Below are 24,006 nucleotides of genomic sequence, written 5' to 3'. Positions count from 1 at the left end.
TCCTGTTCTCGGCGCGGATGCGCCGTTTTCGGTTCTCTTCGACGGAGATGTCCCGCCGAACCTGGTGCCCGGCACACGACCCGCCCCAGTTTCTGAGGACCGTCGGGAGGTGTTGCCACGCCTGGCGAAGCCGGCGCTGTGGGCACGCGTAGTCACCTCGGCATGCGAGGTGCGCGTCCAGTGTATCAGGCGCCGGCTCCTCCCCCGAAGCACCGGAATCGGCTGTCCGGCGCTTCTGTCCACAGATCGCGGGGGTGCGCCCATGACGCGTCTGCGACGGTGCAGGCTCGAGCCGTGACCGTGCATCGTCCCCTTCGCCGCAGCGCCGGCACGGACCGGACAGTGCACGCCCTCGTGCTCGTTCCGGCCCTCTTCCTGTCCCTGCTTGTGGCCTCCAGTCCGGCCGCCGCACCCGCTGTCGCGGCCGGCGCCGCTTCCGTCACCGCTTCCGCTGGGATCGCCGACCGGACGGACTGGATCTGGCCTCTGGCCACGTTCCGCATCGTGCGCGCATATGCCGCTCCGGCGCACGAGTACGGCCCTGGTCATCGGGGCATCGATCTTGCACCGCCCTCGCCGGCGCCGGTGCGCGCTCCCGAGGCGGGCGTGGTGGCCTTCCGGGGGTCGGTGGCCGGCCGCCCGCTGATCACGATCGATCACGGCGACGGCCTGGTCACGACGCTGGAGCCCGTGGCCTCCGATCTCGCAGTCGGAGCCGCCGTGGCGCGCGGGCAGGAGGTCGGGGTCGTCGATGCGGGCGGGCACGCCGTCGTCGGAGCGGTGCACTTCGGCGTACGCCTCGACGGCGAGTACATCAACCCGATGCTGCTGCTGGGCGGCATCCCTCGGGCGGTGCTCCTCCCCTGCTGCTCCTGACCGCCGCGGGAACAGCGTCAGCGCTGCGCGCGGGGGTGGGCGATGCGATAGCTTGCCAGCAGCCGCTCGCTGGAGACGTGCGTGTAGATCTGGGTCGTGCCCAGGCTCGCGTGGCCGAGCAGCTCCTGGACGCTGCGCAGATCGGCTCCCCCATCGAGCAGATGGGTGGCCGCCGAGTGCCGCAGCGCGTGCGGGCCGATGGTCTGCTCGCCGACGACCGGCCCGATCACGCGGGAGACCAGCGCGTATACGGCGCGTGGGCCGAGCCGACCGCCGCGGGACCCGAAGAACAGGGCCGGCACCGGCGCGGCGCCCCGGGCCGCGAGCACCGGCCGGCCGCGCGTGAGGTACACGTCCACCGCCTGGGCCGCCGGCAGCCCGAACGGCACGACCCGCTCTTTCGAGCCCTTGCCCAAGACGCGCGCGGTGCGGCGGTCGAGGTCCAGATCGTCCACGTCCAGACCGCACAGCTCCGACACGCGCACGGCCGCGCCGTACAGCAGCTCCAGCACGGCGTGATCGCGCAGCGCCACCGGGTCGCCCTCAGCCGCGGCGGCCGCCGCCGTGTCGAGCACGTCTGCCATGCCCTGCACGGTGGCGACTTTCGGCAGCGACCTGCCGCGCTTGGGCGAGACCAGCCGCACGCTCGGATCGGCCTCGAGCGCCCCGGTCTCGACGGCCCAGCCGAAGAAGCCGCGAACCGACGCCGTGCGCCGCGCCAGGGTCGAGCGGGCGGCGCCGTGCTGCGAGGCGCCCCATAGCCAGTCGCGCAGAGACTCGATGTCGACCTCGGCGATGTCGACGTCGCCGGTGTGCGCCGACAGATCGGCGAGGTCGGCCCGGTACGCCCGGAGCGTCGCCGGCGCAAGCCGGCGCACGTCCGACAGGTACCGCGAATACGCCTCGGCGCCGGCGCTGATCCTCACCCCTCCAGCATGGCCGTCACCGCGGCGCGCGGCTCGCGGCACGCCGCCAGCGCCCCGCGTCCGCCTCGACCGCGCCCTCCAGGACCAGCAGCCCCAGATGACTGCGGATCTCGTCCGGCGCCAGGCCGCTGCGCCGGGCGAGATCGTCCACGTCCCGCCAGGCCCGGCTGCTGAGCGCATCGGCGAGCCGGGTCGCCTCGCCCGTCCATCCGATGTCGAGCACGCCCTGTTCGGTGCCGCCGATGCCCAGCAGCTCGGCCACCTCATCGGCGGTCGTGACGCACCGGGCGTCGTACTCGCGCAGCAGCCGGTGGCACCCCGCCGACGACCCCGAGGTCACCGGTCCGGGCACCGCCCCGATGGGCCGGCCGAGGTCGGCGGCATGCCCGGCCGTGTTCAGCGAGCCGCTGCGCCGACCGGCCTCGACGATGACCGTCGCGGTCCCCAGCGCGGCGATGAGGCGATTGCGCTGCAGGAACCGCCACTTGGTCGGGGCGGTGCCGCACGGCACTTCGCCCACGACCGCGCCCGTCCGGGCGATCCGGTCGATCAGATCGCTGTGCCCGACCGGGTACGGACGGTCCACCCCGCCTGCCAGCAGCGCGACGGTCGTGCCACCGGCCGCGAGCGCGCCGCGGTGGGCGGCGCCGTCGATCCCGTACGCAGCCCCCGAGACGACCGTGATGCCGCGACCGGCGAGCTCTTCGGCGAACTCGGCCGCGATGTCCTCGCCATACCCGGTCGCCGCACGCGCGCCGACGATCGCCGCCGTCGGGCCGGGCCGGGCGAGCACCGCCGCGTCACCCCGCACCCAGAGGCAGACCGGCGCGTGGGCGCCCAGGTCGTCCAGCGCGCGGGGCCACTCGGCATCCTCGGGCGTGATCAGATGAATGCCGGCGCCGCGCGCGACGTCCAGGGCGAACGAGATCGCCTCGGCGACCAGCCGCGGGCGCCACCGCTTGCGGCCCTCGTCGAGCTCGCGCGACGACAGCGTGTCGGCGGGGCCGGCCGATGCGAACGCGAGACGCAGCGCCTCGAATGGGCCGAGCGCGCCGATCAGCGCGCCCGCGACGCCGTCACCCGGCTCGACCAGGCAGCTCCACACCGCCCGGGCGTAGGCATCCCGCCGTCGCAGCGGATCGCTGCCGCCGTCGACGAGAAGCGGCGCCACCGCCGCCGAGTCGTCGTCGCTCCAACGGAAGACGCTCATGGCCGCACACCCTTCTTCAGGAACAGGGCGCGACCGATGTCGTCGACGCCCAACCGGTCGCGACCCGCGAGGTCGGCGACGCTCCACGCCACGCGGAGCACTCGGTCGTAGCCGCGCAGGGTCAACGAGCCGCGGTGCAGCGCCGCGTCCAGCGGCCGGCGCACGAGCGGCCCTGGCGCGAGCGGTCCCTGTCGCAGCCAGGGTCCCGACACCGCCGAGTTCACCGCCCACGGCGTGTCGCGCAGGCGGTGTGCGGCGCGGTCGCGGGCGTCGGCGACCCGGTCCCGCGCCTGCGCGGTCGTCACCGCCGCGGCGGCGTCCTCGTGATGGGCGACGAGGACCCGAGCCATCATGATCTCGATGTCGATCCGGTCCAGCAGCGGGCCCGACAGCCGTCCGAGGTAGCGCCGGATCGCGATCGGCGGACACGTGCACACCGCTCCGCGCACGCCGTAGTTTCCGCACGGACACGGGTTGGTGGCGAGCACCAGTTGGAACCTCGCAGGGAAGGATGCCGTGAACCCCGCGCGATGGATGACGATGGATCCCGTCTCCAGCGGCTGGCGCAACGCGTCGAGCGTGCCGGTGTGGTGCTCGCCGGCCTCGTCGAGGAAGAGCACGCCTTCGCTGGCCCGGGCGATGGCGCCGGGCCGCACGACCCGCGAACCCCCGCCCACGAGCGCCGCGATGCTCGCGCTGTGGTGCGGCGCTTCGAATGGAGCCGTCCGCTCCAGGCGCACCACGGGCTGGCCCGACAGGGATCGGATGGATGCCGCCACCAGCGCCGACTCGTCGTCGAGCGCCGGCAGGATGCCCGGCAGCCGCTGCGCGAGCATCGTCTTGCCCGCGCCCGGCGGCCCGGTCATCAGCAGATGATGCCCACCGGCGGCGGCCACGACCAGTGCCTCGACCGCTTCGGGCTGCCCGATCACGTCCGCGAGCTCGTACCCCTGCGCCTCGACGGCCGCCGCGCCGGGCGCCGGCACCGGCTCGAGCTCGGGGCCGTCGACGAGCTCGGCTCCGTGCAGGCGTGCGACATCCGTCAGCGCGACCGCTCCGGTCACCCGGACCCCTGCGACCAGCTCGGCCTCGGCGCGGTTCGCCCAGGGGACGACGACGTGCTCGATCCCGGCCCGGGCGGCAGCACGCACGGCCGGCAGCACGCCCGGCACCGGCCGCAGTCGCCCGTCCAGCCCGAGCTCGCCGATGTGCGCGGTCGCCGCGATCGACGCCGGGTCCATCAGTCCGTCCGTCGCCAGCGCCGCCACCGCGATCGCCACGTCGAAGCCCGACCCCTGCTTGGGCAGACTCGCCGGCGACAGGTTGACGGTGAGGCGGCGCTTGGGCAGCGCCAGGCCGCTGTTCTCACTCGCGTTGCGCACCCGTTGCACGGCCTCGCCGAGTGCCTTGTCGGGCAGTCCGATGATGTGGAAGTCGGGGATCTGCCGGCTCTGGTCGGCCTCGACCTCGATCAACGTGCCCTCCAGGCCTGACAGGGCCACCGCCCACGTGCGTGTCACGACCATGACACGTCCTCGATGTGCTCCAGCCGCCCGCGGGCGGGGTCGCCGCCGGTGATGCCGATCACGTCCAGCCGGCCCCGACAACCGCGGGCCTGATCGGGGTGCGCGGTCGCCCACGCGTGCGCCAGCCGCCACAGCCGCGCCCGCTTGCGCGCGTCCACCGCCTCGAGCGGGTCACCGAAGTCGTCGCTGCGTCGCGTCTTCACCTCGACGAACACGAGCGCGCGTGCTTTGCGTGCGACGATGTCGATCTCGCCGTCAGGCGAGCGCCAGTTGCGCTCGATCACGCCGAAGCCGCGCGCGATGAGGTGCGCGACCGCGCGATCCTCGCCCGCCCTGCCCAGGTCGTCTTTCGCTGCCATACAGGCATCGTGTCGCGCAGGGTCAACCGCCCGAGGGCCCTGGGGCGCATCTGTGGATGGATGACCCGAATCGGCCCGCCCGCCCGTTCTGGGGAGGAGGCGCCGACGGTGTCAGGAGTCGAGCGACAGCTCCTCGGGCAGGTGCAGGTCGCGGCGCTGCAGCTCCTCGACGTTCACGTCCTTGAACGTCAGCACCCGCACGGACTTCACGAACCGGTCGGCCCGGTAGATGTCCCAGACCCAGACGTCGTTCATCGAGATCTCGAAGTAGAAGTCGTGCTCCGTGTCGCGGCGCACGACGTTCACCTCGTTGGCGAGGTAGAACCGCCGTTCGGTCTCGATGACGTACTGGAACTGCGAGACGACGTCGCGGTACTCCTTGTACAGCGCCAGCTCGAGCTCGCGGTCATAGTCGTCGAAGTCGTCATCCATGATGAGTCCATCCTAGGTGGGGCCTCCGAGGATGCCGCCACCGCGGCATCCGGTCAGAACAGCGTGGGCGCGTCCGCGATGTCCCACGACGCCCGGTGGTACGGGCTCAGGCCCAGCTCCCGGATCGCGGCCCGGTGCGCGGGACTGGCGTAGCCCTTGTTGTGCGACCACTCGTACGCGGGGTGCTCGGCATGCAGGCCCACCATCAGCGTGTCGCGGGCGACCTTGGCGACCACCGACGCGGCCGCGGCGCTCGCGCAGTCGCGGTCGGCCTTGATCTGGGTGCGCACCGGCAGGGTCCCGCCGGCGGCGGTGATGTAGTCGTAGTTGCCGTCCAGCAGCAGGAGGGCCCCGTCGAACGCGACGCCCGCCGCGCGCAGCAGCTCGACCGCGCGCAGCGCCGCTTGTCCGAGCGCCCGCATGATCCCGATCTGGTCGATCTCGGCGGCCGTGGCCCAGCCGACGGCCGTGGCATCCACCCATTCCGCCGCGCGCTGCGCGACCTCGGGACGTCTGGCCTCGGGCACCAGCTTCGAATCGCGCAGCCCCTGCGGCACGCGCCGGCGCGACGTGCGTGCACCGATCGCCGCCGCGCCCACCGCGACCGGTCCCGCCAGCGCCCCGCGGCCGACCTCGTCGCACGCGATGATCACGGTGTGATCGCGCAGCAGCCGCCGCTCCAGCGTCAGCCGCGGCTCGACGATGGTCATGGCGACGAGCCGGACGACGTCGGCGCGGGCACGCCCGCGAACACCTCGTGATGGAAGTCGATCGGCCCGAACCGAGAGAAGGGCCACGTGATCAGGAACGCACGGCCCACGACGTTGGCCATCGGCACGAAGCCCTTGCCCGGCTGGTCCTGGTTGTAGCGCGAGTCGCGGGAGTGGTCCCGGTTGTCACCGAGCACCCACAGCGAATCCTGGGGCACGGTCACGTCGAACGGCACGACCTCGGGGACCGTCTCGCCGCCCTGCAGATCGACGTACGACGACTCGTCGATCGGCACGCCGTTCACCGTGATGTGCCCGATGGCGTCGCAGCACGCCACATGGTCGCCGGGCAGTCCGATCACGCGCTTGATGAGATGGTCGTCGCTGTCGGGGGCGGCCAGACCCACGAGCGAGAGCACCCAGTCGGTGGCCTCGACGATCCATGGCCGCTGCGTGTCGGGGTTCGCGGGCGGCAGCCAGCCGCCCGGGTCGCGGAACACGACGACGTCGCCCCGGTGATACCCCGTGAACCGCGGCGTGATCTCGTCGACCAGGATGCGGTCGTTGATCTGCAGCGTGTTCTCCATCGAGCCCGACGGGATATAGAACGACCGGACGAGGAAGGTCTTGACGAGGAACGAGACCAGCAGCGCGATGACGACGATCACGAGGATGTCGCGGATGAAGACCCACGCGCCGCGACGCTTGGGCGCGTCCCTCATCGGATTCGCCGTCGCGGCTTCTTCGGTCATGCGTGCCCCTCGTCGTTGCTCATACAGGGTCGCACATTCCGGCCCCCGCGAACGACGACGCCCCGGGCCGAAAGCTCCGGGGCGTCGCGGTGTGGATCAGCGCTCGCGCTTCTCCTTGATCTTGGCCTTCTTGCCGCGGAGGTTGCGCAGGTAGTACAGCTTGGCGCGGCGGACGTCGCCGCGGGTGACGACCTCGATGCGGTCGATCACCGGGCTGTGCACCGGGAAGGTGCGCTCGACGCCCACCTGGAAGCTGATCTTGCGCACCGTGAAGGTCTCGCGCACGCCGTCACCCGAGCGGCCGAGCACGACGCCCTGGAAGACCTGGATGCGGGAGCGGCTGCCCTCGGTGATGTTGACGTGCACCTTGACGGTGTCACCGGGGAAGAAGTCGGGGATGTCGGAGCGGAGCGAGGCCGCATCGACGGCGTCGAGGATCTGCATGATCGTGTCTCTCTGCGGCCGCCACAGGTCGACCGCGAAATGAAGGGGTTACGTGAATCGGTGCCCGCTGCGCCATCACGAGGATGCGCGGGTTCCCCTGAGGCAGAACCGGTGCGCGAGCACAATCAACCATTCTGCCATGGACGGCAGATCCGGCCAAAACGTCAATGCTCGCTGCGTCCGTCGCCGGGGCGGCCCACCTCGTTGACCACGATCACCTCGGCGTGCTGCCGGGCCCGATCGGCGATCGTCTCGTCGTACGGCACGTCGGCGGGGCCGGTGCCGGGCGACAGCCGGCGGAACGAGCCGCGCGCCTCGGTCCACAACTGGGCCAGCGACGACCAGAACAGCGCGAGGAACGCGAGGATCGCGCACACCAGCACCGCCGCGAAGGCTGACTCGAAAAAGCATCCGAACGCGATCACCAGGCCGTGCCAGACCGTGATCCACAGGGCGTCCCACCACGACACCGCTCGCGCCGAGCGCACGGTCGGCCGCGCCCGGATCAGCAGCGCGACGATGAGATCGCCCACGAGGACCGCCGGGGCGGCCAGGAAGATCACCCCGAGGAAGGCCCACCCGCTCGCATTGAAGATCGCCCAGCCGACGACCAGCCACACGGGCAGCACGATGGCCGCCGGGAGCAGCCAGGCGAACAAGCCGCGTCGCAACCACATGCTGCGATCGTACGCTTGCCCGCGGCATGCCGGCCCGCTCCGTCCTGCTCCGTGCGGCGCATTCACAGCGCGACCCGGAGCGATCCGCGAGAATGGACGCGACGAGAGGAACACGATGATCGAGTTGCGCACCCCTGCCGAGATCGAGGCGATGCGTCCGGCAGGACGGTTCGTGGCCGAGGCGCTGGCAGCGCTTCGCGACGAGACGAAGGTCGGCACGAATCTGCTGACGATCGACAAGCGCGCGCACGAGATGATCCGCAAGGCCGGCGCCGAGTCGTGCTACATCGACTACGCGCCCTCGTTCGGGTCCGGCCCGTTCGGCAAGGTGATCTGCACCTCGGTCAACGACGCCGTGCTGCACGGGCTCCCCCACGACTACGCGCTCCGCGACGGCGACCTCGTCTCGCTGGACTTCGCCGTGTCGATCGACGGCTGGGTGGCCGACTCGGCCGTCTCGTTCGTCGTGGGAGCCCCCCGAGACGAGGATCTGGTGCTGATCGAGACCACCGAGAAGGCGTTGGATGCCGCGATCGCGGCGGCGACCGTCGGCAACCGCATCGGCGACCTGTCTGCGGCGATCGCCGCGGTCGCCCGCGGGAACGGCTACGAGATCAACACCGACTTCGGCGGCCACGGGGTCGGCCACATCATGCACGGCGACCCGCACGTGCCCAACGACGGGCGCGCCGGGCGCGGCTACCCCCTGCGCGAGGGCCTGGTGATCGCGATCGAGCCCTGGTTCCTTGCCACCACCGACGAATTGGTCACCGACCCGGACGGGTGGACGCTGCGCAGCGCCGACGGGTCGCGCGGCGCGCACTCCGAGCACACCATCGCCATCACAGCGGACGGCCCGATCGTGCTCACCGACCGATCGCAACTCGCCGTCGCCTGAGGCCCCTCAGTCCTCGTCCGGCAGCAGATCCGGCCGGCGCGCGCGCGTGCGCGCCACCCGCTGGTCGTGCCTCCACTGCGCGATCGCGCCGTGGTTGCCGCTGAGCAGGACGGGCGGCACCTCGCGCCCGCGCCACAGCGACGGCTTGGTGTAGCTCGGATACTCGAGCAGCCCGTCCTCGTGCGACTCCTCGACGAGGCTGGCGGGATTGCCCACCACACCGGGGATCAGCCGGCCGACCGCCTCGATCATGGCCATGGCGGCGACCTCGCCGCCGTTGAGCACGTAGTCGCCCAGGCTCACCAGGCGCACCTCGCCGAGCGTCTGGGCGTAGTCGAAGACCCGCTCGTCGATGCCCTCGTAGCGTCCGCACCCGAACACCAGATGCTCTCGGGCGCTGAGCTCGCGGGCCATCGCCTGTGTGAAGACCACGCCGGCCGGCGAGGGGAAGACGATCGTGGGGCGATCCGGCCCGTCCGCGGCCACGGCGTCCAGCGCCTCGCCCCACGGCTCGGGCTTCATCACCATGCCGGCGCCGCCGCCGTACGGCGTGTCGTCGACGGTGCGGTGCCGGTCGCGGGTCCACTCACGCAGATCGTGCACACGCACGTCGAGCAGTCCGCCGGCTCGAGCCTTGCCGAGCAGCGAGACCTCCAGCACGTCGAAGAACGCCGGGAAGATCGTGACGACGTCGATGCGCATCAGGCGTCCTGCGGGTCGGCTCCGCCGTCGGTGTGCGATCCGGGCGCGCCGGGCGCGGCACCCTCGTCCTCGTCCGCCGGCAGGTCCTCGAACAGTCCGGCGGGCGGGGTGACGACGACCCGGCCGGCCGCGACATCCACCTCGGGGACGATGGCCTTCACGAACGGCACGAGGACCTCGCCGCCGGCGTGCGCCACGATCAGCAGGTCCTGGGCGGGGAGGTGGTCGACCCGCACGACGCGTCCGACGATCTGACCCTCACGTACGACGTCCAGACCCACGAGCTGGTGGTCGTACCAGGCGTCATCCTCGGCGGACTGCGACGGATCGGCGTCGACCCAGAGGATGGCCTTGACGAGTTCTTCGGCCGCGGTGCGATCGTTCACGCCCTCCAGGAACAGGACGGGGTGCGAGTTCATCCAGCGGAACTCGCGGACGGTCACTGACCTGCCATGCCACGGCGAGGACTCCGGCACCTGCAGCGTGAAGGTCGCACCCGGCACGAACCGGCCGTCCGGATCGTCGGTGTACAGCTCGAGCTTGAGCGCGCCCTTCAGCCCGTGCGCCTTCAGCAGTCGCCCGACCCGCAGCTGCGTGCCGGCGGGCTTGGGGGTGCGCTTCTTGGCCGGCTTGGCGGATGCGCCCTGGTCCGGCCGGTCCTGCGTGCCCATCTCAGTCGTCCGCGACGTCGACGCGCACGCGCCGACCGTCGGCGAGGGCCGACACGACGGTGCGCAGCGCTTTGGCGGTGCGGCCGCCGCGCCCGATCACACGGCCCCGGTCGTCCGGGTGCACGTGGACTTCGAGCACGTCGCCGCGGGGCGACGTGGACTCGTCGACGCGCACGTCATCGGGGTGATCGACGATCCCCTTGACGACGTGCTCGAGCGCGGCGGCCAGCACGGGGATTACTCGGCGTCGGCCGCGGCGGCGGCCTCGTCGTCGGCGGCGGGGGCTTCCGCCTTCTTCTCCGCCTTCGGCTTGATGACCGACTTCTTCGAGGAGTCGGCCTCGAACGCGGCCTTGGTCTCCTTGACCTTGACGGTCGACACCGCGTTCGGGTCGCCCTTGAACTTGCCCCAGTCGCCCGTGAGCTTGAGGATGGCCAGCACCTGCTCGGTCGGCTGCGCCCCGACGCCCAGCCAGTACTGCGCGCGCTCGGAGTCGACCTCGATGAACGAAGGCTCCTCGGTGGGGTGGTACTTGCCGATCTCCTCGATCACGCGACCGTCGCGCTTGGTGCGCGAGTCGGCGACGACGATGCGGTAGTACGGGGCACGGATCTTGCCGAGCCGCTTGAGACGGATCTTGACAGCCACGATTCTCCTGAATGTGTATGGAAGCGATGAACCGGTCGCCTGGAGCGTGGGGTGCACACCCGGCGGGAAGCTCTGAGTCGGAAGCGCACGCCGGATAGAGGGTCGGGCAGCGCTCCAACCGTCAATTCTGCCAGATAGTGCGGGATGCCGCGAACCGCGCCACGCCCGTCGCCGTATGGGTGAGCTGAATGTCGAGCGACTCTGTGCGCACGCGCAGACGGACGGCGTAGCGTGTCGGGGTGCATCTGCGTCTTCGCCCGGTCGCGGCAGCCCTTCTGCTCGCCGTCCTCGCCCTCGCCGGCTGTGCAGCAGCCGACGGCGGTGCCGCTCCCTCGTCGACGCGCGGCGCGGCCGCGTCCGAGGCGCCGGCGACACCACCGCCGGCCGACCCCGGCTCCGGGCCCGACTCCCCCGTGCTGGTGACCATCGGCGATTCGATCATGGCGGGGTACGGGCTCCACGCCGATGCCGCGTGGCCGTCTCTGCTCCAGTTGCGCAAGGGCGTCACGGTCACGAACCTCGGATGCAGCGGAGCGGGCTTCACCCGTCCCGGCGACTGCGGTCAGGACTTCGCGGGTCTCATTCCGCAGGCGGTGTCCCAGCGCCCGAGCATCATCATCATCCAGTCGTCCGACAACGACGCCGCCGCGGACGCCTCCGACATCGACGATGCGACCAACCGGACGGTCGATGCACTGCACTCGGCTCTCCCGTCCGCCCAGATCGTGGGCCTGAGCACGCTGTGGGATCAGCCGTCCTCGCCGCCGGCCACGATCGCGTCGAGTTCGGCATCGCTCGAGCAGGCCGTTCAAGCGGTCGGCGGCGTCTTCGTCGACATCGGCCAGCCCCTCGCCTCGCAGAACGGACTGCTCCAGGCCGACGACGAGCATCCGACCCCGGCCGGGCAGCAGGTGCTGCTGCAGAGGATCCTGGACGGCCTGAACCGGTCGGGCATCACGCTGTGATTTGTAGCGCGTGACGTATTACTCATCCTAGGATGGGGGCATGACCGGCCCCGTATCCTCGCTCAGACTGGTCGACGGCGATCAGCTCGTCCGACTCGTGTCCATGCGCGATGCCGTCGATGCCCTCCAGAGCGTGCTGCGCAGCGGGTTCGACCCGGCTGCCGAGCCGGCACGCTCGATCATCGACGTCCCGACCGGCCAGCTGCTGATGATGCCCTCGGCACTGGACCGCCTTGTCGGCCAGAAGCTCGCCACGGTGGCCCCCGACGAACCGGGCCGGACGGTCCCTCGCATCCAGGCCCTCTACGTCGTCATCGACGCTTCGACGCTGACGCCGATCGCGATCCTCGACGGCACGGCGCTCACGACCCTGCGCACGCCCGCGGTGAGCGCGGCGGCGGTGGACGTGCTGGCGGCGCCGGATGCCTCGACCGCCGTCATCTTCGGCACGGGCCCGCAGGGCGTGTCCCACGTCGAGGCCCTCACGGCGATCCGCCCCATCCGGCGCGTGCGGTTCCTCGGGCGCGATCGGGCTCGCATCGACGCGGCCTGCGCGGCCGCCCGGCGATTCGCTCCCGACGCCGACATCGCGGCCGGCGCTGTCGCCGACGTCGCCGACAGCGACATCGTGGTGTGCGCCACGACGGCCGCCGCTCCCCTGTTCGACGCCGACCTCGTGCCCGATCGCGCGACCGTGGTCGCCCTGGGCTCGCACGACCCCGCGCGTCGCGAGCTGCCCGGTGCGCTGCTCGGCCGCGCCCAGGTCGTCGTCGAGACGGCGAAGGTCGCCCGCACCGAGGCCGGGGACGTGATCATGGCCGTCGCCGAGGGCGCGCTGGCACACGATGCCGTGATCCCGATGCGCGACGTGTTCGCCGACGGCTTCGCCGTCGCGCGCGACCGCCCGCGCGTGGTCAAGACGTGCGGCATGGGCTGGCAGGACCTCGCGGTCGCCCAGCTGGTGATGGACCGGATCTGACCGCGCACGACGCGCTCGACGAAGGGAGACCGCGATGCGATGGAGCACCGAGGACTGGCACACGGCGGGTGAGCCGTTCCGCATCGTGGAGGGCGTGCCGACGCCGGGCGCAGACGTGGCCACGCGACGCGTGAACGCGATGCACGGTCCGGCCGACGAGGTCCGCCGGTTCCTGTGCCTGGAGCCGCGCGGCCACGACGACATGTACGGCGGGTTCGTCACACCGCCCGACGACGACGGGGCCGACTTCGGCGTGCTGTTCTGGCACAAGGACGGCTTCTCGACCGCCTGCGGGCACGGCACCATCGCGCTGGGCGCGTGGGCAGTGCGCACCGGACGGGTGCCGGCGCCCGACGACGGCGAGGCGGTCGTGACGATCGACGTCCCCAGCGGTCGCGTGCAGGCTCGCGTGCAGCGGCAGGGCGGGCGCACCACGGCCGTCGTGTTCCGCAACGTCGCCTCGCGCGTGCTCGCCCGCGGCATCGAGCTGAGCACGAGCCGCGGCACCGTGCCGGTAGACCTCGTCTTCGGCGGCGCGGTCTACGCGACGCTGCCGGCCGCCTCCGTCGGCCTCGGCGTCGTGCCCGAAGACACCACCGAGCTCATCCGCATCGGCCGCGAGATCAAGTGGGCGCTCAACGAGCACCCGAGCGCGCAGCTGGACGACGAGCGGCTGTCGGGCGTGTACGGGACGATCCTGGTCGACGATCTCGGTCGCACCGATGCGGGGCCGTGGCAGCGCAATGTCACGGTCTTCGCGGACGGCGAGGTCGATCGCAGCCCGTGCGGCTCGGGCACTGCGGCTCGCGTGGCCCTGCTCGCCTGCACCGGCGACCTGGCCGACGGCGAGCAGCTCACGCATGATTCGATCATCGGCACCCGCTTCACCGCGCGGGTCGCCGCCCGCACCGCCGACGGGGTGATCCCCGAGGTCACGGGCACCGCGCACCGCGTGGGCGCGAGCGTGTTCGAGCTCGACGAGGGCGACCCGCTCCCGGAGGGTTTCAGCCTGCGCTGATCCCCTCCGGCGTCAGGTGTCAGATCGCGCCGGTCAGGCTGCCCCAGCGCTGCGACGCGCCGGCGGTGCGCCGGTGCTGCGGGATCCCCCAGGGGTTGGAGTCGCGCAGGGACGGCGGCAGCAGCGACTGCGGCGCGTTCTGGTATGACACGCCCCGCAGGAACCGGGTGATGGCCGCGGTGCCGACGCTGGTCGCGTCGGTCGTGGTGGCCGGGAACGGACCGCCGTGCTGCATCGCGGCAGTCACCGAGACGCCGGTCGGCCAGCCGCCGAAGAGCACGCGCCCGCTCGTGGCGGCCAGCGCGTCGACGAGCTCACGCACGGCCGCGGCATCGGCGTCGGTGGCGTGCAGTGTCGCGGTGAGGTTGCCCGGGAACAGGTCTCGGTGCACGTCCGGCAGGGCCGTGGCATCCGGGTAACGCACGATGATCGACAGCGGTCCGAAGCTCTCGTCCAGCAGCTGCTCACGGTGATCGCGCAGCGTGGCGAGGTCGACCTCGACGACCGTGGGCGTGGCCGAGCGCTGCCCCGCGTCGTCGACGCTCACGGCTCCTTCGGCGAGCACCCGCACGCCCGGAGCGCCCAGCACGGCGTCGCGGCGCTGCTCGTATCCGCGTCCGATGCCGGGGTTCAGCAGCCGGTGCGCGCCGATGCCGGCGACCGCGGCCGTCACGTCGCCGAGGTCCGCCGCCTCCGGCACGAACAGGAACCCCGGCTTGGTGCACAGCTGGCCCGCCGAGCCCGCGACCGAGGCCACGAAGCCGCTGACGAGGTCGTCTTCGGATGCCGCCGCCGCCGCGGTCACGTACACCGGGTTGACGCTGCCGAGCTCGCCGAAGAACGGGATCGGGCGGGGGCGCGCGGCGGCGATGTCGGCGAGCATGCGGCCCACATGGGTCGAGCCCGTGAACGCGCCCGCGCGGATGCGGTCGTCCTTGAGCAGCTCGACTCCGGCCTGCTGCCCCTCGACGAGCTGGAACACGCCGTCGGGCATGCCGGCGGCGGCGAGAGCGGATGCCACGACCTCGGCCGTCCGGCGCGACAGCTCGAGATGCCCGGAGTGCGCCTTGACGATGAGCGGGCAGCCGGCGGCGAGGGCCGCCGCCGAGTCGCCGCCGGCGACCGAGAACGCGAACGGGAAGTTCGAGGCGGCGAAGTTCAGCACCGGCCCGACCGGCTCGAGCACGCGCCGCACGTCGGGGCGCGGGCCGATCGCATAGTCGGGATCGGCCTCGTCGATCCGGGCGTCCAGGTACGAGCCGTCGACGACCACCTCGGCGAACAGCCGCAGCTGACCCGAGGTGCGGCGCACCTCGCCGGTGAGCCGGGCCTCGGCGAGGCCGGTCTCGGCCATCGCGACCGCGATCAGCTCGGTGGCTGCGGCATCCAGCCCGTCGGCGACCGCGACCAGCGCGGCGGCGCGATCGGCCGGCGCGATCCCGGCGTAGGGGGCCGCCGCGGCGGCGGCGCGCTGGGCGATCGTGTCGGTGTCGGTCATGATGCTCCTTGCGTCGATGCCTGTCAGAACACGAAGCCTTCGGGGAAGGGATCGGTGTCGTCGAGGAAGTACTGGCCGAGTCCGGTGACCCAGGCGCGGCCGGTGATGGTGGGGATGACGGCCGGGATGCCGGCGACGTCGGTCCGGCCGACCAGCCGTCCGGTGAACTCGGTGCCGATGAACGACTCGTTGACGAAGTCCGTGTCGAGCGCCAGTTCGCCGCGGGCGTGCAGTTCGGCCATCCGGGCGCTCGTGCCGGTGCCGCACGGGGACCGGTCGAACCAGCCCGGGTGGATGGCCATGGCATGCCGCGAGCGCGTCGCGTCCGACCCCGGTGCGATGAACTCGACGTGGTGGACGTGGTCGGTGCCACCCACCAGCGGGTGGTGCGGCGGGGCCTGCGTATTGATCGCGTCCATGATCGCCAGTCCGGCCCGCAGGATGTCTCCCTGGCGGCCCCGGTCGAACGGCAGTCCGACGTCGTCGAGGTCGACGAGGGCGTAGAAGTTGCCGCCGAACGCGATCGAGTACGGTACGTCGCCGTAGCCGGGCACCTCGATGCGCTCGTCGAGGCGCTCGACGAAGCTCGGCACGTTCTCGATCGTGACCCGCAGCGCGCGCCCGTCCTGCACCTCGACCCGCGCGATCACCAGGCCCGCGGGTACGTCGAGCCGGATCTCGGTGACCGGCTCGGTGACCTCGACCATGCCGGTCTCGACGAGCACCGTCGCGACGCCGATCGTGCCGTGACCGCACATGGGCAGGAACCCGCTGGCCTCGATGAAGACCACGCCCCAGTCGGCGTCGTCCCGCGCCGGCGGCTGCAGCAGCGCGCCCGACATCGACGCGTGGCCGCGGGGCTCGTTCATGAGCAGGCCCCGCAGCCCGTCCAGGTGCTCCATGGCGTAGAGCCGGCGCTCGTTCATGGTCGCGCCGGGGATCCGGCCGACGCCACCCGTGACGACACGGGTCGGCATGCCCTCGGTGTGGGAGTCGACGGCCGAGATCACCCGGCGCGCGCGCATCAGGCGACCGCCGCGGAACGGGCCGCGAGCGCGGCGAGCGCCCGCTCGGTGTCGGCGGTGACCTGGGCGCGCTGCTCGGCGGTCAGCGGGCCGCGCGGCGGGCGCGTCACGCCGCCGTACGAGTTGCCGCAGATGTCCATCGACAGCTTGATCGCCTGCACGAACTCAGTGCGCGAGTCCCACCGGAACACGGTCACCAGCTGCTCGTACAGCGCCTTCGCCTCGTGCCAGTCGCCGTCGCGGCACAGGTTGTACAGCTCGACCGCCTCACGCGGGAACGCGTTCGGGTAGCCCGCGAACCACCCCACCGCGCCGTTGACCATCAGCTCGAACAGCACGTCGTCGGCGCCGGCGATGATGTCGATGTCGCACAGCTCCTTTATCTCGTACACCCGGCGCACGTCGCCCGAGAACTCTTTGATCGCCACGACCTCGGGGATCTGCGCGATCTCGGCCACCAGCGACGGCACGAGGTCGACCTTCGTGTCGAACGGGTTGTTGTAGGCCATGATGGGCAGTCCGACCTTCGCGACCTCCTCGTAGTGCGCGATCACTTCACGGTCGTTCGCACGGTAGACGATCGGGGGAAGAAGCAGCACGCCGTCCGCGCCGTCCTCCGCCGCGTACTCCGCCCACCGGCGCGCCTGGTGGCTACCCACGCCGTGCGCGCCGGCGATCACGATGCCGCGGCCGTCGACCGCATCGACGGCGACCTGGATGACCTTGCGGCGCTCTTCGTCGGTCAGGGACGAGTACTCCCCGAGCGATCCGTTCGGGCCGACGCCGCGGCATCCGTTCGACATCAGGAAGTCGACGTGCTCGCCGAACCTGTCATAGTCGACGGCAAGGCCGGCGGGCGCCGACCGGTCCTCTTTGAAGGCCAGGGTGGTCGCGACGACGACGCCGCCGAGGTCCATGCTGTGTGCGGTCATGATGGTCTCCATTCTGATGGTTCTCGCCCAGGCGATGCGCTGGCCTCGTCGGAGTGAGAGGACGGGGCGTCAGTCGGCGCGGCGTCTTCGCCGCCTGGGTGCAACGGTAGTAATATGTCACGTATTACACTACCGGGCGGTCGCCGGCCGCGCAAGATCCTCGACCCTGCGAGCGCGCGTTCATGGCGCGTGGCCGGGCTCCCCACGGGCGGCGGCGAGCTCGCCGATGCGGACAGAGCCGAGCACGGGGCGCGCGTCGAACCCGATCCGAGAGCCGGTCAGCTCCTCCACCGTGCGCCCGCACGTGCGGCCCTGGCAGGCGCCCAGCCCTGCACGCGTGGCCAGCCGCAGGCCACGGCTCGAGGCATCCGCGTACTCGGCGATCCGGGCGCGGGTGACCGACTCACACCGGCACACGATCGTGTCGTCGTCGAGCCATGCGCTCCACCCGGGCTGGATGTCGTGGGTCTTCAGCCGCTCGGCGAAGGCGTGCATGCGCCGGCGTGCGACGCGGGCACCGGCGATACGGGGATCGGCCGGGTCGGCGCCGGCCGCGGCGAACCCGGCGACCGCTCCTTCGGCCAGAGCCGCGTCGGCACCCGCGATCCCAGTGATCTCACCGGCGGCGTAGACGCCTGCGACGCTCGTGGCCTGGTGGTCGTCGACGCCGACGAAGCGGTCGGGACGGATGTCGCAACCTGCCTGGATCGCCGCTTCCAGGCGCGGCGTGAACCCGTGCCCGAGCGCGACCGCATCACACTCGACGGTGCGCTCGGTGCCGGCGATCGGGCGCCACGTGCCGTCCACCCGCTGGATGGTGACCGCCTCGACCCGATCGCGCCCGTGGATGCGGGTGACGGCGCTTCCGATCCGGTAGGGCGTGCGGTGCCGGATGAGGCTGGCCGCATAGTCCACCAGCTCGGGCGCCTTCGCGGGGGCGCTGCCGGCAAGCTGCCACGGCGCCCGGCTCCAGCCGGAGACGAGGGCGCCGAGGCGGGTGGCTTCGACGACCTCGACGACGGTGGCACCGGCGAGGGCCAGGCTCGACGCGACCGGCAGCAGGAACGGTCCCGCCCCCGCGACCACCGTGCGACGCCCGATCGCGACGCCGTCGCGCTTCGCGATCGCCTGCGCCGCACCCGCGGTGACGACGCCGGGCAGAGTCCAGCCCGGCACCGGCAGCGCCCGGTCGTGCGCGCCCGTCGCGATCACCAGGGCGTCCGCCTCGATCGTGAGCCCCGTCCGTGCCGCCGCGTCGGCGGGGCCGACCAGCACGTGCAGGCGGATGCCGCGTTCGGTCTCGATGCGCCACACGCTCGCCGAGGAGTGCACGACGGCGCGGCCCTCCGCTCCGCCCTCCAGCAGTTCCCGCAGCCGCTCGAACCGCGCCCACTGATGCTGCATGTGCCGGTTCGTGAGCGTCTCGTGATGGCGCCAGAACTGCCCGCCGATCCGTTCGCCCTCGTCGAGCACGACCACGTCTGCTCCGGCGGCCAGCGCGCTCTGCGCCGCCGCGAGACCTGCCGGACCCGCGCCCAGGATCGCCACCGTCGTCACCGCGACTCCCCTTCCACCACATCGCCGTCGACCGCCGTGCGCTGACAAGCGCGCACACCCGCCACTCCGTTGACCGTGACCAGGCAGTCCTGGCACACCCCGATGCCGCAGAACACTCCGCGGGGTGCTCCGTCGGCGGTGCGCCAGCTGCGACGATCGGCTGCGAGCAGCACACCGGCGATGGTCTGCCCGTCGCGCCCGGCCACCTCCTCGCCGTCGACCTGGATCACGACGCTCATGCCGCCACCTCCAGGGTCGGGCGGCTCGGCAGGAACGGTCGGGGGTCGACCGGCGCGGGCGCGCCCAGCACCGCGTGGGCGATCAGCAGCCCGGTGGCCGGCGCCAGTCCGATGCCCGCGCCCTCGTGCCCGGCGGCGTGGAACAGGCCCTGGATCGCGGCATCCTCTCCGATCACCGGAAGATGATCGGGCGCATATGGACGGAAGCCGGCATAGGTGCGCAGCACCATGGTGTCGGCCAGGAACGGGAACAGGCGCGTCGCCTTGGCCGCGATCTCGGCCAGCGCCGGCAGGGTGTCCGCGGTCGAGAAGCCGACACGCTCGCGGCTCGAGCCGATCAGGACGGTGCCTGCGGGTGTCGACTCCACCACCGTGGACGTCTGCAGGTCGGCGTCGCCCGAAGCGACCGCTCCGACATAATCGGCGTCGTACACCTTGTGGAAGACGCGCTGCGACATCGGCGTCGTCACGATGATCGTCCCGCGCCGCGGCAGGATCGGCAGCGACGACCCGAGACGCTCGGCCGCCTCGCCGGCCCACGGTCCCGCACAGTTGACGACCGCATCGGCCTCGATCTCGCCGCGATCGGTGCGCACGGCACGGATCCGGCCACCGGCGAGCCGCACGCCGACGACCTCTTCTCGTCGCATTCGGGCGCCGAGGGCGACGGCGCGCGCCATCATCGCCTGAGTGGCCAGGCTCGGCTGCACCTGCGCGTCGTCGGGGTACCAGACCCCGCACGCGACATCCGCCGCGAGCTCCGGCTCGAGTTCGCGCAGTCGCACGGCATCCACGACCTCGGCACGCACGCCCATGCCGCGCTGCCCCTCGGCGAACGACAGCAGCCCGTCCTCACCGCCCGGGAAGGTGACCACGACACCGCCCTTGGCGTCGAACTCGGTGGCCGGCTGCCCCGGGCGACGCTCGCCGTCCAGACGCTCGGCCCACTCCCGCCACACCCGGTTGGCCACGACCGCCAGCTCGGCCTCGGGCCCCGGACCCTTGTCGGAGACCAGGATGTTGCCCTCGCAGCGGCTCGAGGTCTCGCCGGCGACGCCGACGCGGTCCACGACCACGACGTCGGCTCCGGCTTCGACCAGAGCCAGCGCGCAGGCGGCGCCGACGGCGCCCGCTCCGACCACCACGATCCGCATGTTCACCTCCATGTACTACGTGACATATTACGCGTGGCGACGGGTGTGTGGGGATGCCGTCACCCGGCGCACCGGTCGCGGCATCCCTCCCCGTCTCGGGGCTCAGCCGCCGAGGTACGCCTCGATGATGCGCGGGTCGCGCGCGAGGTCCTGCGCCGGGCCTTCCACGGTGGTGCGGCCGGTGTCCACGACGTACGCCCGGTCGGCGATCTTCAGCGCCGCCCGCGCGTTCTGCTCCACCAGCAGCACGGTCGTGCCGCGGGAGTTCACCGTCGAGATGATGTCCATGACCTGTTTGACCACGAGGGGTGCCAGACCCATCGACGGCTCGTCCAGCAGCAGCAGCCTCGGACCGGTGACCAGGGCCCGGCCGATCGCGAGCATCTGCTGCTCGCCGCCCGAGAGCGTGCCGCCCTGCTGCTTGCGCCGCTCGGCCAGGCGCGGAATCAGCTGGTAGACGTCGTCGATGCGCCCCGCGATGGCCTTCTGATCCCGCACCGTGTGACTTCCGAGCAGCAGGTTCTCGTGCACCGTCATGGTCGAGAAGATGCGCCTGCCCTCGGGCACCTGCACGAGGCCGGCCGACACGATCGTCCAGGGCTTCGCCGAGGCGAGATCCAGCCCGTCCCACGTGACCGTTCCGGACTTCGGCCGCACCAGCCCCGACAGCATGTTCATGGTCGTGGACTTGCCGGCGCCGTTGTTGCCGAGCAGGCACACGATCTCGCCCTGCTCGACGACGAAGCTCAGCTCGCGCAGCGCGTGCACACGACCGTAGTAGACATCGACGTCCGTGACTTCCAACCGGCTCATCGCCCCACCTCGCCATCGCGCTCGCGCGCATCGTCGTCGTCATCGACGCCCAGGTACGCTTCGATCACCACCGGATCGTTCTTGATCTCGTCCGGCGACCCGTCGGCGATCTCCTTGCCGTAGTTGAGCACGACGATGCGCTCGGCCAGTTCCATGATCAGGCCCATGTCGTGCTCGATGAGCACGACCGCCACGCCCATCTGCCGGATGCGCCGGATCAGCCCCATCAGCGCCTGCTTCTCGCTGTAGTTCAGGCCCGCGGCCGGCTCGTCCAGCAGCAGCAGACGGGGGCTGGTCGCCAGCGCCCGGGCGATCTCGACGCGACGCTGCTCGCCGTACGGCAGCTGCGTGACGTAGAGGTTCTCGTCGTTCTCGTACCCGACGAAGTCGAGCCACCCCTGCGCCTCGCGGGTGCATGCGGCCTCTGCGCGCCGATAGCGGGGCAGGTGCAGCAGCGTCGACCAGAACCCCTCGCGCAGGTTCGCGTGCATCGCGGTCTTCACGTTCTCGAGCACGGTGAGCTCGCGGAACAGCCGCAGGTTCTGGAACGTCCGCGCCATCCCCCACTTCGTCACGCGCGAGGGCAGCACGCGATAGAACCCGAAGCTCTGCAGCAGGGGCGCGAGCTTCATCGCGCGCAGCAGGTCGGGCACGCGGCGCACGATGCGCTTGCCGCCGAACACCACTGTCCCCGACGTCGGCAGATAGAAGCCCGAGATGCAGTTGAATGCGCTCGTCTTGCCGGCGCCGTTCGGGCCGATCACGGCGAGGATCTCGCCCTCGTGCACTTCGAAGCTCAGTCCGTCGACGGCCTTCACGCCGCCGAACTGCAGCCGCAGGTCCTTGACTTCCAGCAGGGCGCTCACGGGCGTTCTCCGTCCTCGGCGAAGCGGTCGGGTGCGTCGTCGTCGAGCGAGTCCAGCTCGTCGTCGTCGAAGCGGTCGGGTGCGAGGCCGTCCCTCTCGACGACCCGGACGGTGTCGGTCGGCGGCGGGGCCGTGGGCCTGCGGTGCCTGAGCCATGGCAGGACCGCCGTGGCCGGCCACAGCCCCGTGGGCCGGAACAGCATCGTGATCACCAGCAGGATGCCGAAGATCAGATAGCGCCACTCCGAGAAGTCGCGCAGCACCTCGGGTGCCAGCGACACGAACAGCGCGCCGATGATGACGCCGGGCGTCGAGCCCATCCCGCCGAGCACCACGGCCATGAGGATCAGCACCGAGTAGAGGAACTGGAAGCTGTTGGGGCTGATGGCCGACAGGTGCGTGGCCATGAGCTGACCGGCGATGCCCGCCCACACGGCGCCGATGATGTACGCCGAGATCTTGGCGATGTAGGTGTTGATGCCCATCGCCTCGGCCGCATCCTCGTCGTCGCGCACGGCCTTCCAGGCGCGGCCGAGCTTGCCCTTGCCGAGCCGGCCGGCGCCGATGACCCCCACGACGATGACGACCAGCGCCACGAAGTAGTAGAAGACGACGTACGGCGGGAAGAAGATGCCGCCCAGCGTGAAGCCGTCCGCGAAGCTCCATCCGCCGAAGCTCCACGTCGGGATGCCGTGGATGCCGCTCGGTCCGCCGGTGACGTCGAGATTGTTGGCGGTGATGCGGATGATCTCGCCGAAGCCCAGCGTGACGATGGCCAGATAGTCGCTGCGAAGTCGCAGGGTCGGCGCCCCGATGATGACGCCCGCCACGACGCACGCCAGCACCGTCGCCGGCAGCGCCGCCCACATCGGCCAGCCGAAGGTCGTCGTGAAGATGCCCGAGACATAGGCCCCGACCGCGAAGAACGCGATGTAGCCGAGGTCGAGCAGCCCCGCGAAGCCCACGACGACGTTCAGGCCCATCGCGAGCATGACGTAGATGAGCGCGCTCGTGGCGATCGAGATGAGGTACCGCGACGAGTCGATGAACGGGAGGACGGCGACCAGCAGGATCGACAGGCCCCCGAGGGCGCGCAGGAACCCGGAGTGCGAGGTGAGGATGCCGCGTGGTGCACGGGGCCGTTCGAACCCGGGTGCCGGAGCGCGCAGCGTCACATGCTTGAGCGCGGCGTCGAGTGTTGCCGACATGGTCACATCCTCTCCACGACACGAGCGCCGAGCAGCCCGGTGGGCTTGAACGTCAGGAACAGGATGAGGAACGCGAACGAGAATACGTCGCGCCACTCACCGCCGAACCACGCAGAGCCGAACGATTCGAGCATGCCGAGCACGAGTCCGCCGAGCATCGCGCCGTACAGGTTGCCGATGCCGCCGATGACGGCGGCCGTGAACGCCTTCAGACCGATGATGAACCCCATCAGGAAGTCGATCGAGCCGTAGTAGGCCCCGGCCATGACGCCGGCGGCGCCGGCCAGCGCCGAGCCGATGAAGAAGACCACGGCGATCGTCCTGTTCACGTTGATGCCCATGAGCTGGGAGCCCTGGGGATCGAGGGCGATCGCGCGCATCGCGCGACCGGACCGGGTGCGCTCCACGACGTGGGCGAGCACGAGCATGAGCGCGGCGGCGATGATCACGAGCGTGATCTGCGCGGCCGTGATGCGCATTCCGGCCACCTCGAAGCCGTGCGAGGCGAAACGGATCGGGAACGCCTCGGGGTTCGGCCCGAAGAGGGCGCGCACGCCGTACTCGAGGGTGAACGAGACGCCGATGGCCGTGATGAGCACGGCCAGCCGCGGGCTCCTGCGCAGCGGGCGATACGCGACGCGCTCGATGCCCACGCCGATCAGGCCTGTGGTCACCATGGCCAGCAGCAGCATCACGAGCAGCATCGGGATCGAACTGGATCCGTTCACGCCGAAGGAGTTCAGCGTGAAGAACGCCACGAAGGCGCCGAGCATGTAGATGTCGCCGTGGGCGAAGTTCAGCAGCTTGATGATGCCGTACACCATGCTGTAGCCGAGGGCGACGAGGGCATAGAACGAGCCGACGATCAGGCCGTTCCAGAGAAGTTGCATCATGGGCGGGTCTCCGTTCCACCGCACTCCG

General features: G+C 71.5%; 28 protein-coding genes. 5 read left to right on the top strand and 23 right to left on the bottom strand.

Annotation, left to right across the window (positions count from 1 at the left end; all coding sequences use genetic code 11):
* Positions 1-294 precede the first annotated feature (294 nt).
* On the top strand, positions 295-876 hold the full coding sequence (locus tag AC3RX0_RS05035; RefSeq protein WP_491504831.1) for a murein hydrolase activator EnvC family protein: 582 nt from the start codon (positions 295-297) through the stop codon (positions 874-876).
* A gap of 17 nt (positions 877-893) precedes the next feature.
* Here the strand turns inward: AC3RX0_RS05035 and AC3RX0_RS05030 are convergent, their stop codons facing one another.
* The 9 genes from AC3RX0_RS05030 to AC3RX0_RS04990 form a co-directional block, all read right to left on the bottom strand.
* Positions 894-1,802 (bottom strand): tyrosine-type recombinase/integrase, encoded by a 909-nt coding sequence (locus AC3RX0_RS05030; RefSeq protein WP_491504830.1) that lies wholly within the window; start codon positions 1,800-1,802, stop codon positions 894-896.
* 16 nt (positions 1,803-1,818) lie between these two features.
* Positions 1,819-3,012, bottom strand: a complete 1,194-nt coding sequence (gene dprA / locus AC3RX0_RS05025) for a DNA-processing protein DprA (RefSeq protein ID WP_491504829.1) — start codon at positions 3,010-3,012, stop codon at positions 1,819-1,821.
* On the bottom strand, positions 3,009-4,538 hold the full coding sequence (locus tag AC3RX0_RS05020) for a YifB family Mg chelatase-like AAA ATPase (RefSeq protein ID WP_491504828.1): 1,530 nt from the start codon (positions 4,536-4,538) through the stop codon (positions 3,009-3,011). The genes dprA and AC3RX0_RS05020 overlap by 4 nt, the downstream gene beginning before the upstream one ends.
* Complete coding sequence (locus AC3RX0_RS05015; protein ID WP_491504827.1) at positions 4,529-4,897, bottom strand: YraN family protein; 369 nt, start codon at positions 4,895-4,897, stop codon at positions 4,529-4,531. The genes AC3RX0_RS05020 and AC3RX0_RS05015 overlap by 10 nt, the downstream gene beginning before the upstream one ends.
* A gap of 111 nt (positions 4,898-5,008) precedes the next feature.
* Positions 5,009-5,329, bottom strand: coding sequence for a DUF2469 family protein (locus tag AC3RX0_RS05010; RefSeq protein ID WP_491504826.1), 321 nt, complete (start codon positions 5,327-5,329; stop codon positions 5,009-5,011).
* Positions 5,330-5,382: 53 nt separating this feature from the next.
* Positions 5,383-6,039, bottom strand: coding sequence for a ribonuclease HII (rnhB, locus tag AC3RX0_RS05005; protein ID WP_491504825.1), 657 nt, complete (start codon positions 6,037-6,039; stop codon positions 5,383-5,385).
* The gene (lepB, locus tag AC3RX0_RS05000; protein ID WP_491504824.1) at positions 6,036-6,791 is read right to left on the bottom strand and encodes a signal peptidase I; all 756 of its coding nucleotides are present in this window, start codon (positions 6,789-6,791) and stop codon (positions 6,036-6,038) included. The genes rnhB and lepB overlap by 4 nt, the downstream gene beginning before the upstream one ends.
* A gap of 96 nt (positions 6,792-6,887) precedes the next feature.
* The gene (rplS, locus tag AC3RX0_RS04995; protein WP_491504823.1) at positions 6,888-7,235 is read right to left on the bottom strand and encodes a 50S ribosomal protein L19; all 348 of its coding nucleotides are present in this window, start codon (positions 7,233-7,235) and stop codon (positions 6,888-6,890) included.
* A 164-nt stretch (positions 7,236-7,399) separates the two neighbouring features.
* On the bottom strand, positions 7,400-7,912 hold the full coding sequence (locus tag AC3RX0_RS04990) for a protein-tyrosine phosphatase family protein (protein ID WP_491504822.1): 513 nt from the start codon (positions 7,910-7,912) through the stop codon (positions 7,400-7,402).
* 115 nt (positions 7,913-8,027) lie between these two features.
* On the opposite strand from AC3RX0_RS04990, the gene map reads away from it, so the two are divergent.
* The gene (gene map / locus AC3RX0_RS04985) at positions 8,028-8,810 is read left to right on the top strand and encodes a type I methionyl aminopeptidase (protein ID WP_491504821.1); all 783 of its coding nucleotides are present in this window, start codon (positions 8,028-8,030) and stop codon (positions 8,808-8,810) included.
* 6 nt (positions 8,811-8,816) lie between these two features.
* On the opposite strand, the gene trmD is transcribed toward map, so the two are convergent.
* From trmD to rpsP, 4 genes are read right to left on the bottom strand one after another with little or no spacing between them, the layout of a single operon-like run.
* Positions 8,817-9,512 (bottom strand): tRNA (guanosine(37)-N1)-methyltransferase TrmD, encoded by a 696-nt coding sequence (gene trmD / locus AC3RX0_RS04980; protein WP_491504820.1) that lies wholly within the window; start codon positions 9,510-9,512, stop codon positions 8,817-8,819.
* Positions 9,512-10,183: a ribosome maturation factor RimM gene (rimM, locus tag AC3RX0_RS04975; RefSeq protein WP_491504819.1), complete on the bottom strand. Its 672-nt coding sequence runs from the start codon at positions 10,181-10,183 to the stop codon at positions 9,512-9,514. The genes trmD and rimM overlap by 1 nt, the downstream gene beginning before the upstream one ends.
* Position 10,184: 1 nt before the next feature.
* Complete coding sequence (locus AC3RX0_RS04970; protein ID WP_491504818.1) at positions 10,185-10,415, bottom strand: RNA-binding protein; 231 nt, start codon at positions 10,413-10,415, stop codon at positions 10,185-10,187.
* Positions 10,416-10,420: 5 nt separating this feature from the next.
* Positions 10,421-10,831: a 30S ribosomal protein S16 gene (rpsP, locus tag AC3RX0_RS04965; RefSeq protein ID WP_491504817.1), complete on the bottom strand. Its 411-nt coding sequence runs from the start codon at positions 10,829-10,831 to the stop codon at positions 10,421-10,423.
* 239 nt (positions 10,832-11,070) lie between these two features.
* Between rpsP and AC3RX0_RS04960 the strand changes: the two genes are divergently transcribed.
* Genes AC3RX0_RS04960 through AC3RX0_RS04950 form a run of 3 tightly spaced genes read left to right on the top strand, consistent with a single transcriptional unit; the run spans position 11,071 to position 13,793 of the window.
* On the top strand, positions 11,071-11,796 hold the full coding sequence (locus tag AC3RX0_RS04960) for an SGNH/GDSL hydrolase family protein (protein WP_491504816.1): 726 nt from the start codon (positions 11,071-11,073) through the stop codon (positions 11,794-11,796).
* Between the two features lie 40 nt (positions 11,797-11,836).
* Positions 11,837-12,775: an ornithine cyclodeaminase family protein gene (locus tag AC3RX0_RS04955; protein ID WP_491504815.1), complete on the top strand. Its 939-nt coding sequence runs from the start codon at positions 11,837-11,839 to the stop codon at positions 12,773-12,775.
* 34 nt (positions 12,776-12,809) lie between these two features.
* Complete coding sequence (locus tag AC3RX0_RS04950) at positions 12,810-13,793, top strand: proline racemase family protein (protein ID WP_491504814.1); 984 nt, start codon at positions 12,810-12,812, stop codon at positions 13,791-13,793.
* 19 nt (positions 13,794-13,812) lie between these two features.
* On the opposite strand, the gene AC3RX0_RS04945 is transcribed toward AC3RX0_RS04950, so the two are convergent.
* From AC3RX0_RS04945 to AC3RX0_RS04900, 10 genes are all read right to left on the bottom strand, one after another.
* On the bottom strand, positions 13,813-15,291 hold the full coding sequence (locus tag AC3RX0_RS04945) for an aldehyde dehydrogenase (NADP(+)) (protein WP_491504813.1): 1,479 nt from the start codon (positions 15,289-15,291) through the stop codon (positions 13,813-13,815).
* Positions 15,292-15,314: 23 nt separating this feature from the next.
* Positions 15,315-16,316, bottom strand: a complete 1,002-nt coding sequence (locus AC3RX0_RS04940; protein WP_491504812.1) for a proline racemase family protein — start codon at positions 16,314-16,316, stop codon at positions 15,315-15,317.
* Positions 16,316-17,248: a dihydrodipicolinate synthase family protein gene (locus tag AC3RX0_RS04935; protein ID WP_491504811.1), complete on the bottom strand. Its 933-nt coding sequence runs from the start codon at positions 17,246-17,248 to the stop codon at positions 16,316-16,318. The genes AC3RX0_RS04940 and AC3RX0_RS04935 overlap by 1 nt, the downstream gene beginning before the upstream one ends.
* A 180-nt stretch (positions 17,249-17,428) precedes the next feature.
* Positions 17,429-18,805: an FAD-dependent oxidoreductase gene (locus AC3RX0_RS04930; RefSeq protein WP_491504810.1), complete on the bottom strand. Its 1,377-nt coding sequence runs from the start codon at positions 18,803-18,805 to the stop codon at positions 17,429-17,431.
* Entirely contained in the window at positions 18,802-19,044 is a 243-nt protein-coding gene (locus AC3RX0_RS04925) for a (2Fe-2S)-binding protein (RefSeq protein ID WP_491504809.1), read from the bottom strand. The genes AC3RX0_RS04930 and AC3RX0_RS04925 overlap by 4 nt, the downstream gene beginning before the upstream one ends.
* Positions 19,041-20,198 carry an NAD(P)/FAD-dependent oxidoreductase gene (locus AC3RX0_RS04920; protein ID WP_491504808.1) on the bottom strand — a complete coding sequence of 386 codons (1,158 nt, stop codon included), beginning with the start codon at positions 20,196-20,198 and terminating at the stop codon, positions 19,041-19,043. Before AC3RX0_RS04920 ends, AC3RX0_RS04925 begins: the two co-directional genes overlap by 4 nt.
* Positions 20,199-20,300: 102 nt before the next feature.
* A complete protein-coding gene (locus AC3RX0_RS04915) occupies positions 20,301-21,011 on the bottom strand; it encodes an ABC transporter ATP-binding protein (RefSeq protein ID WP_491504807.1) in 711 nt (236 codons plus the stop codon).
* Entirely contained in the window at positions 21,008-21,877 is an 870-nt protein-coding gene (locus tag AC3RX0_RS04910) for an ABC transporter ATP-binding protein (RefSeq protein ID WP_491504806.1), read from the bottom strand. The genes AC3RX0_RS04915 and AC3RX0_RS04910 overlap by 4 nt, the downstream gene beginning before the upstream one ends.
* Entirely contained in the window at positions 21,874-23,085 is a 1,212-nt protein-coding gene (locus AC3RX0_RS04905) for a branched-chain amino acid ABC transporter permease (protein WP_491504805.1), read from the bottom strand. Before AC3RX0_RS04905 ends, AC3RX0_RS04910 begins: the two co-directional genes overlap by 4 nt.
* 2 nt (positions 23,086-23,087) lie before the next feature.
* Positions 23,088-23,978, bottom strand: a complete 891-nt coding sequence (locus tag AC3RX0_RS04900) for a branched-chain amino acid ABC transporter permease (RefSeq protein ID WP_491504804.1) — start codon at positions 23,976-23,978, stop codon at positions 23,088-23,090.
* Positions 23,979-24,006 lie beyond the last annotated feature (28 nt).

Source organism: Microbacterium sp. W1-4-2 (genome assembly GCF_058349885.2).
This window is presented reverse-complemented; position numbering and strand designations above follow the sequence as displayed.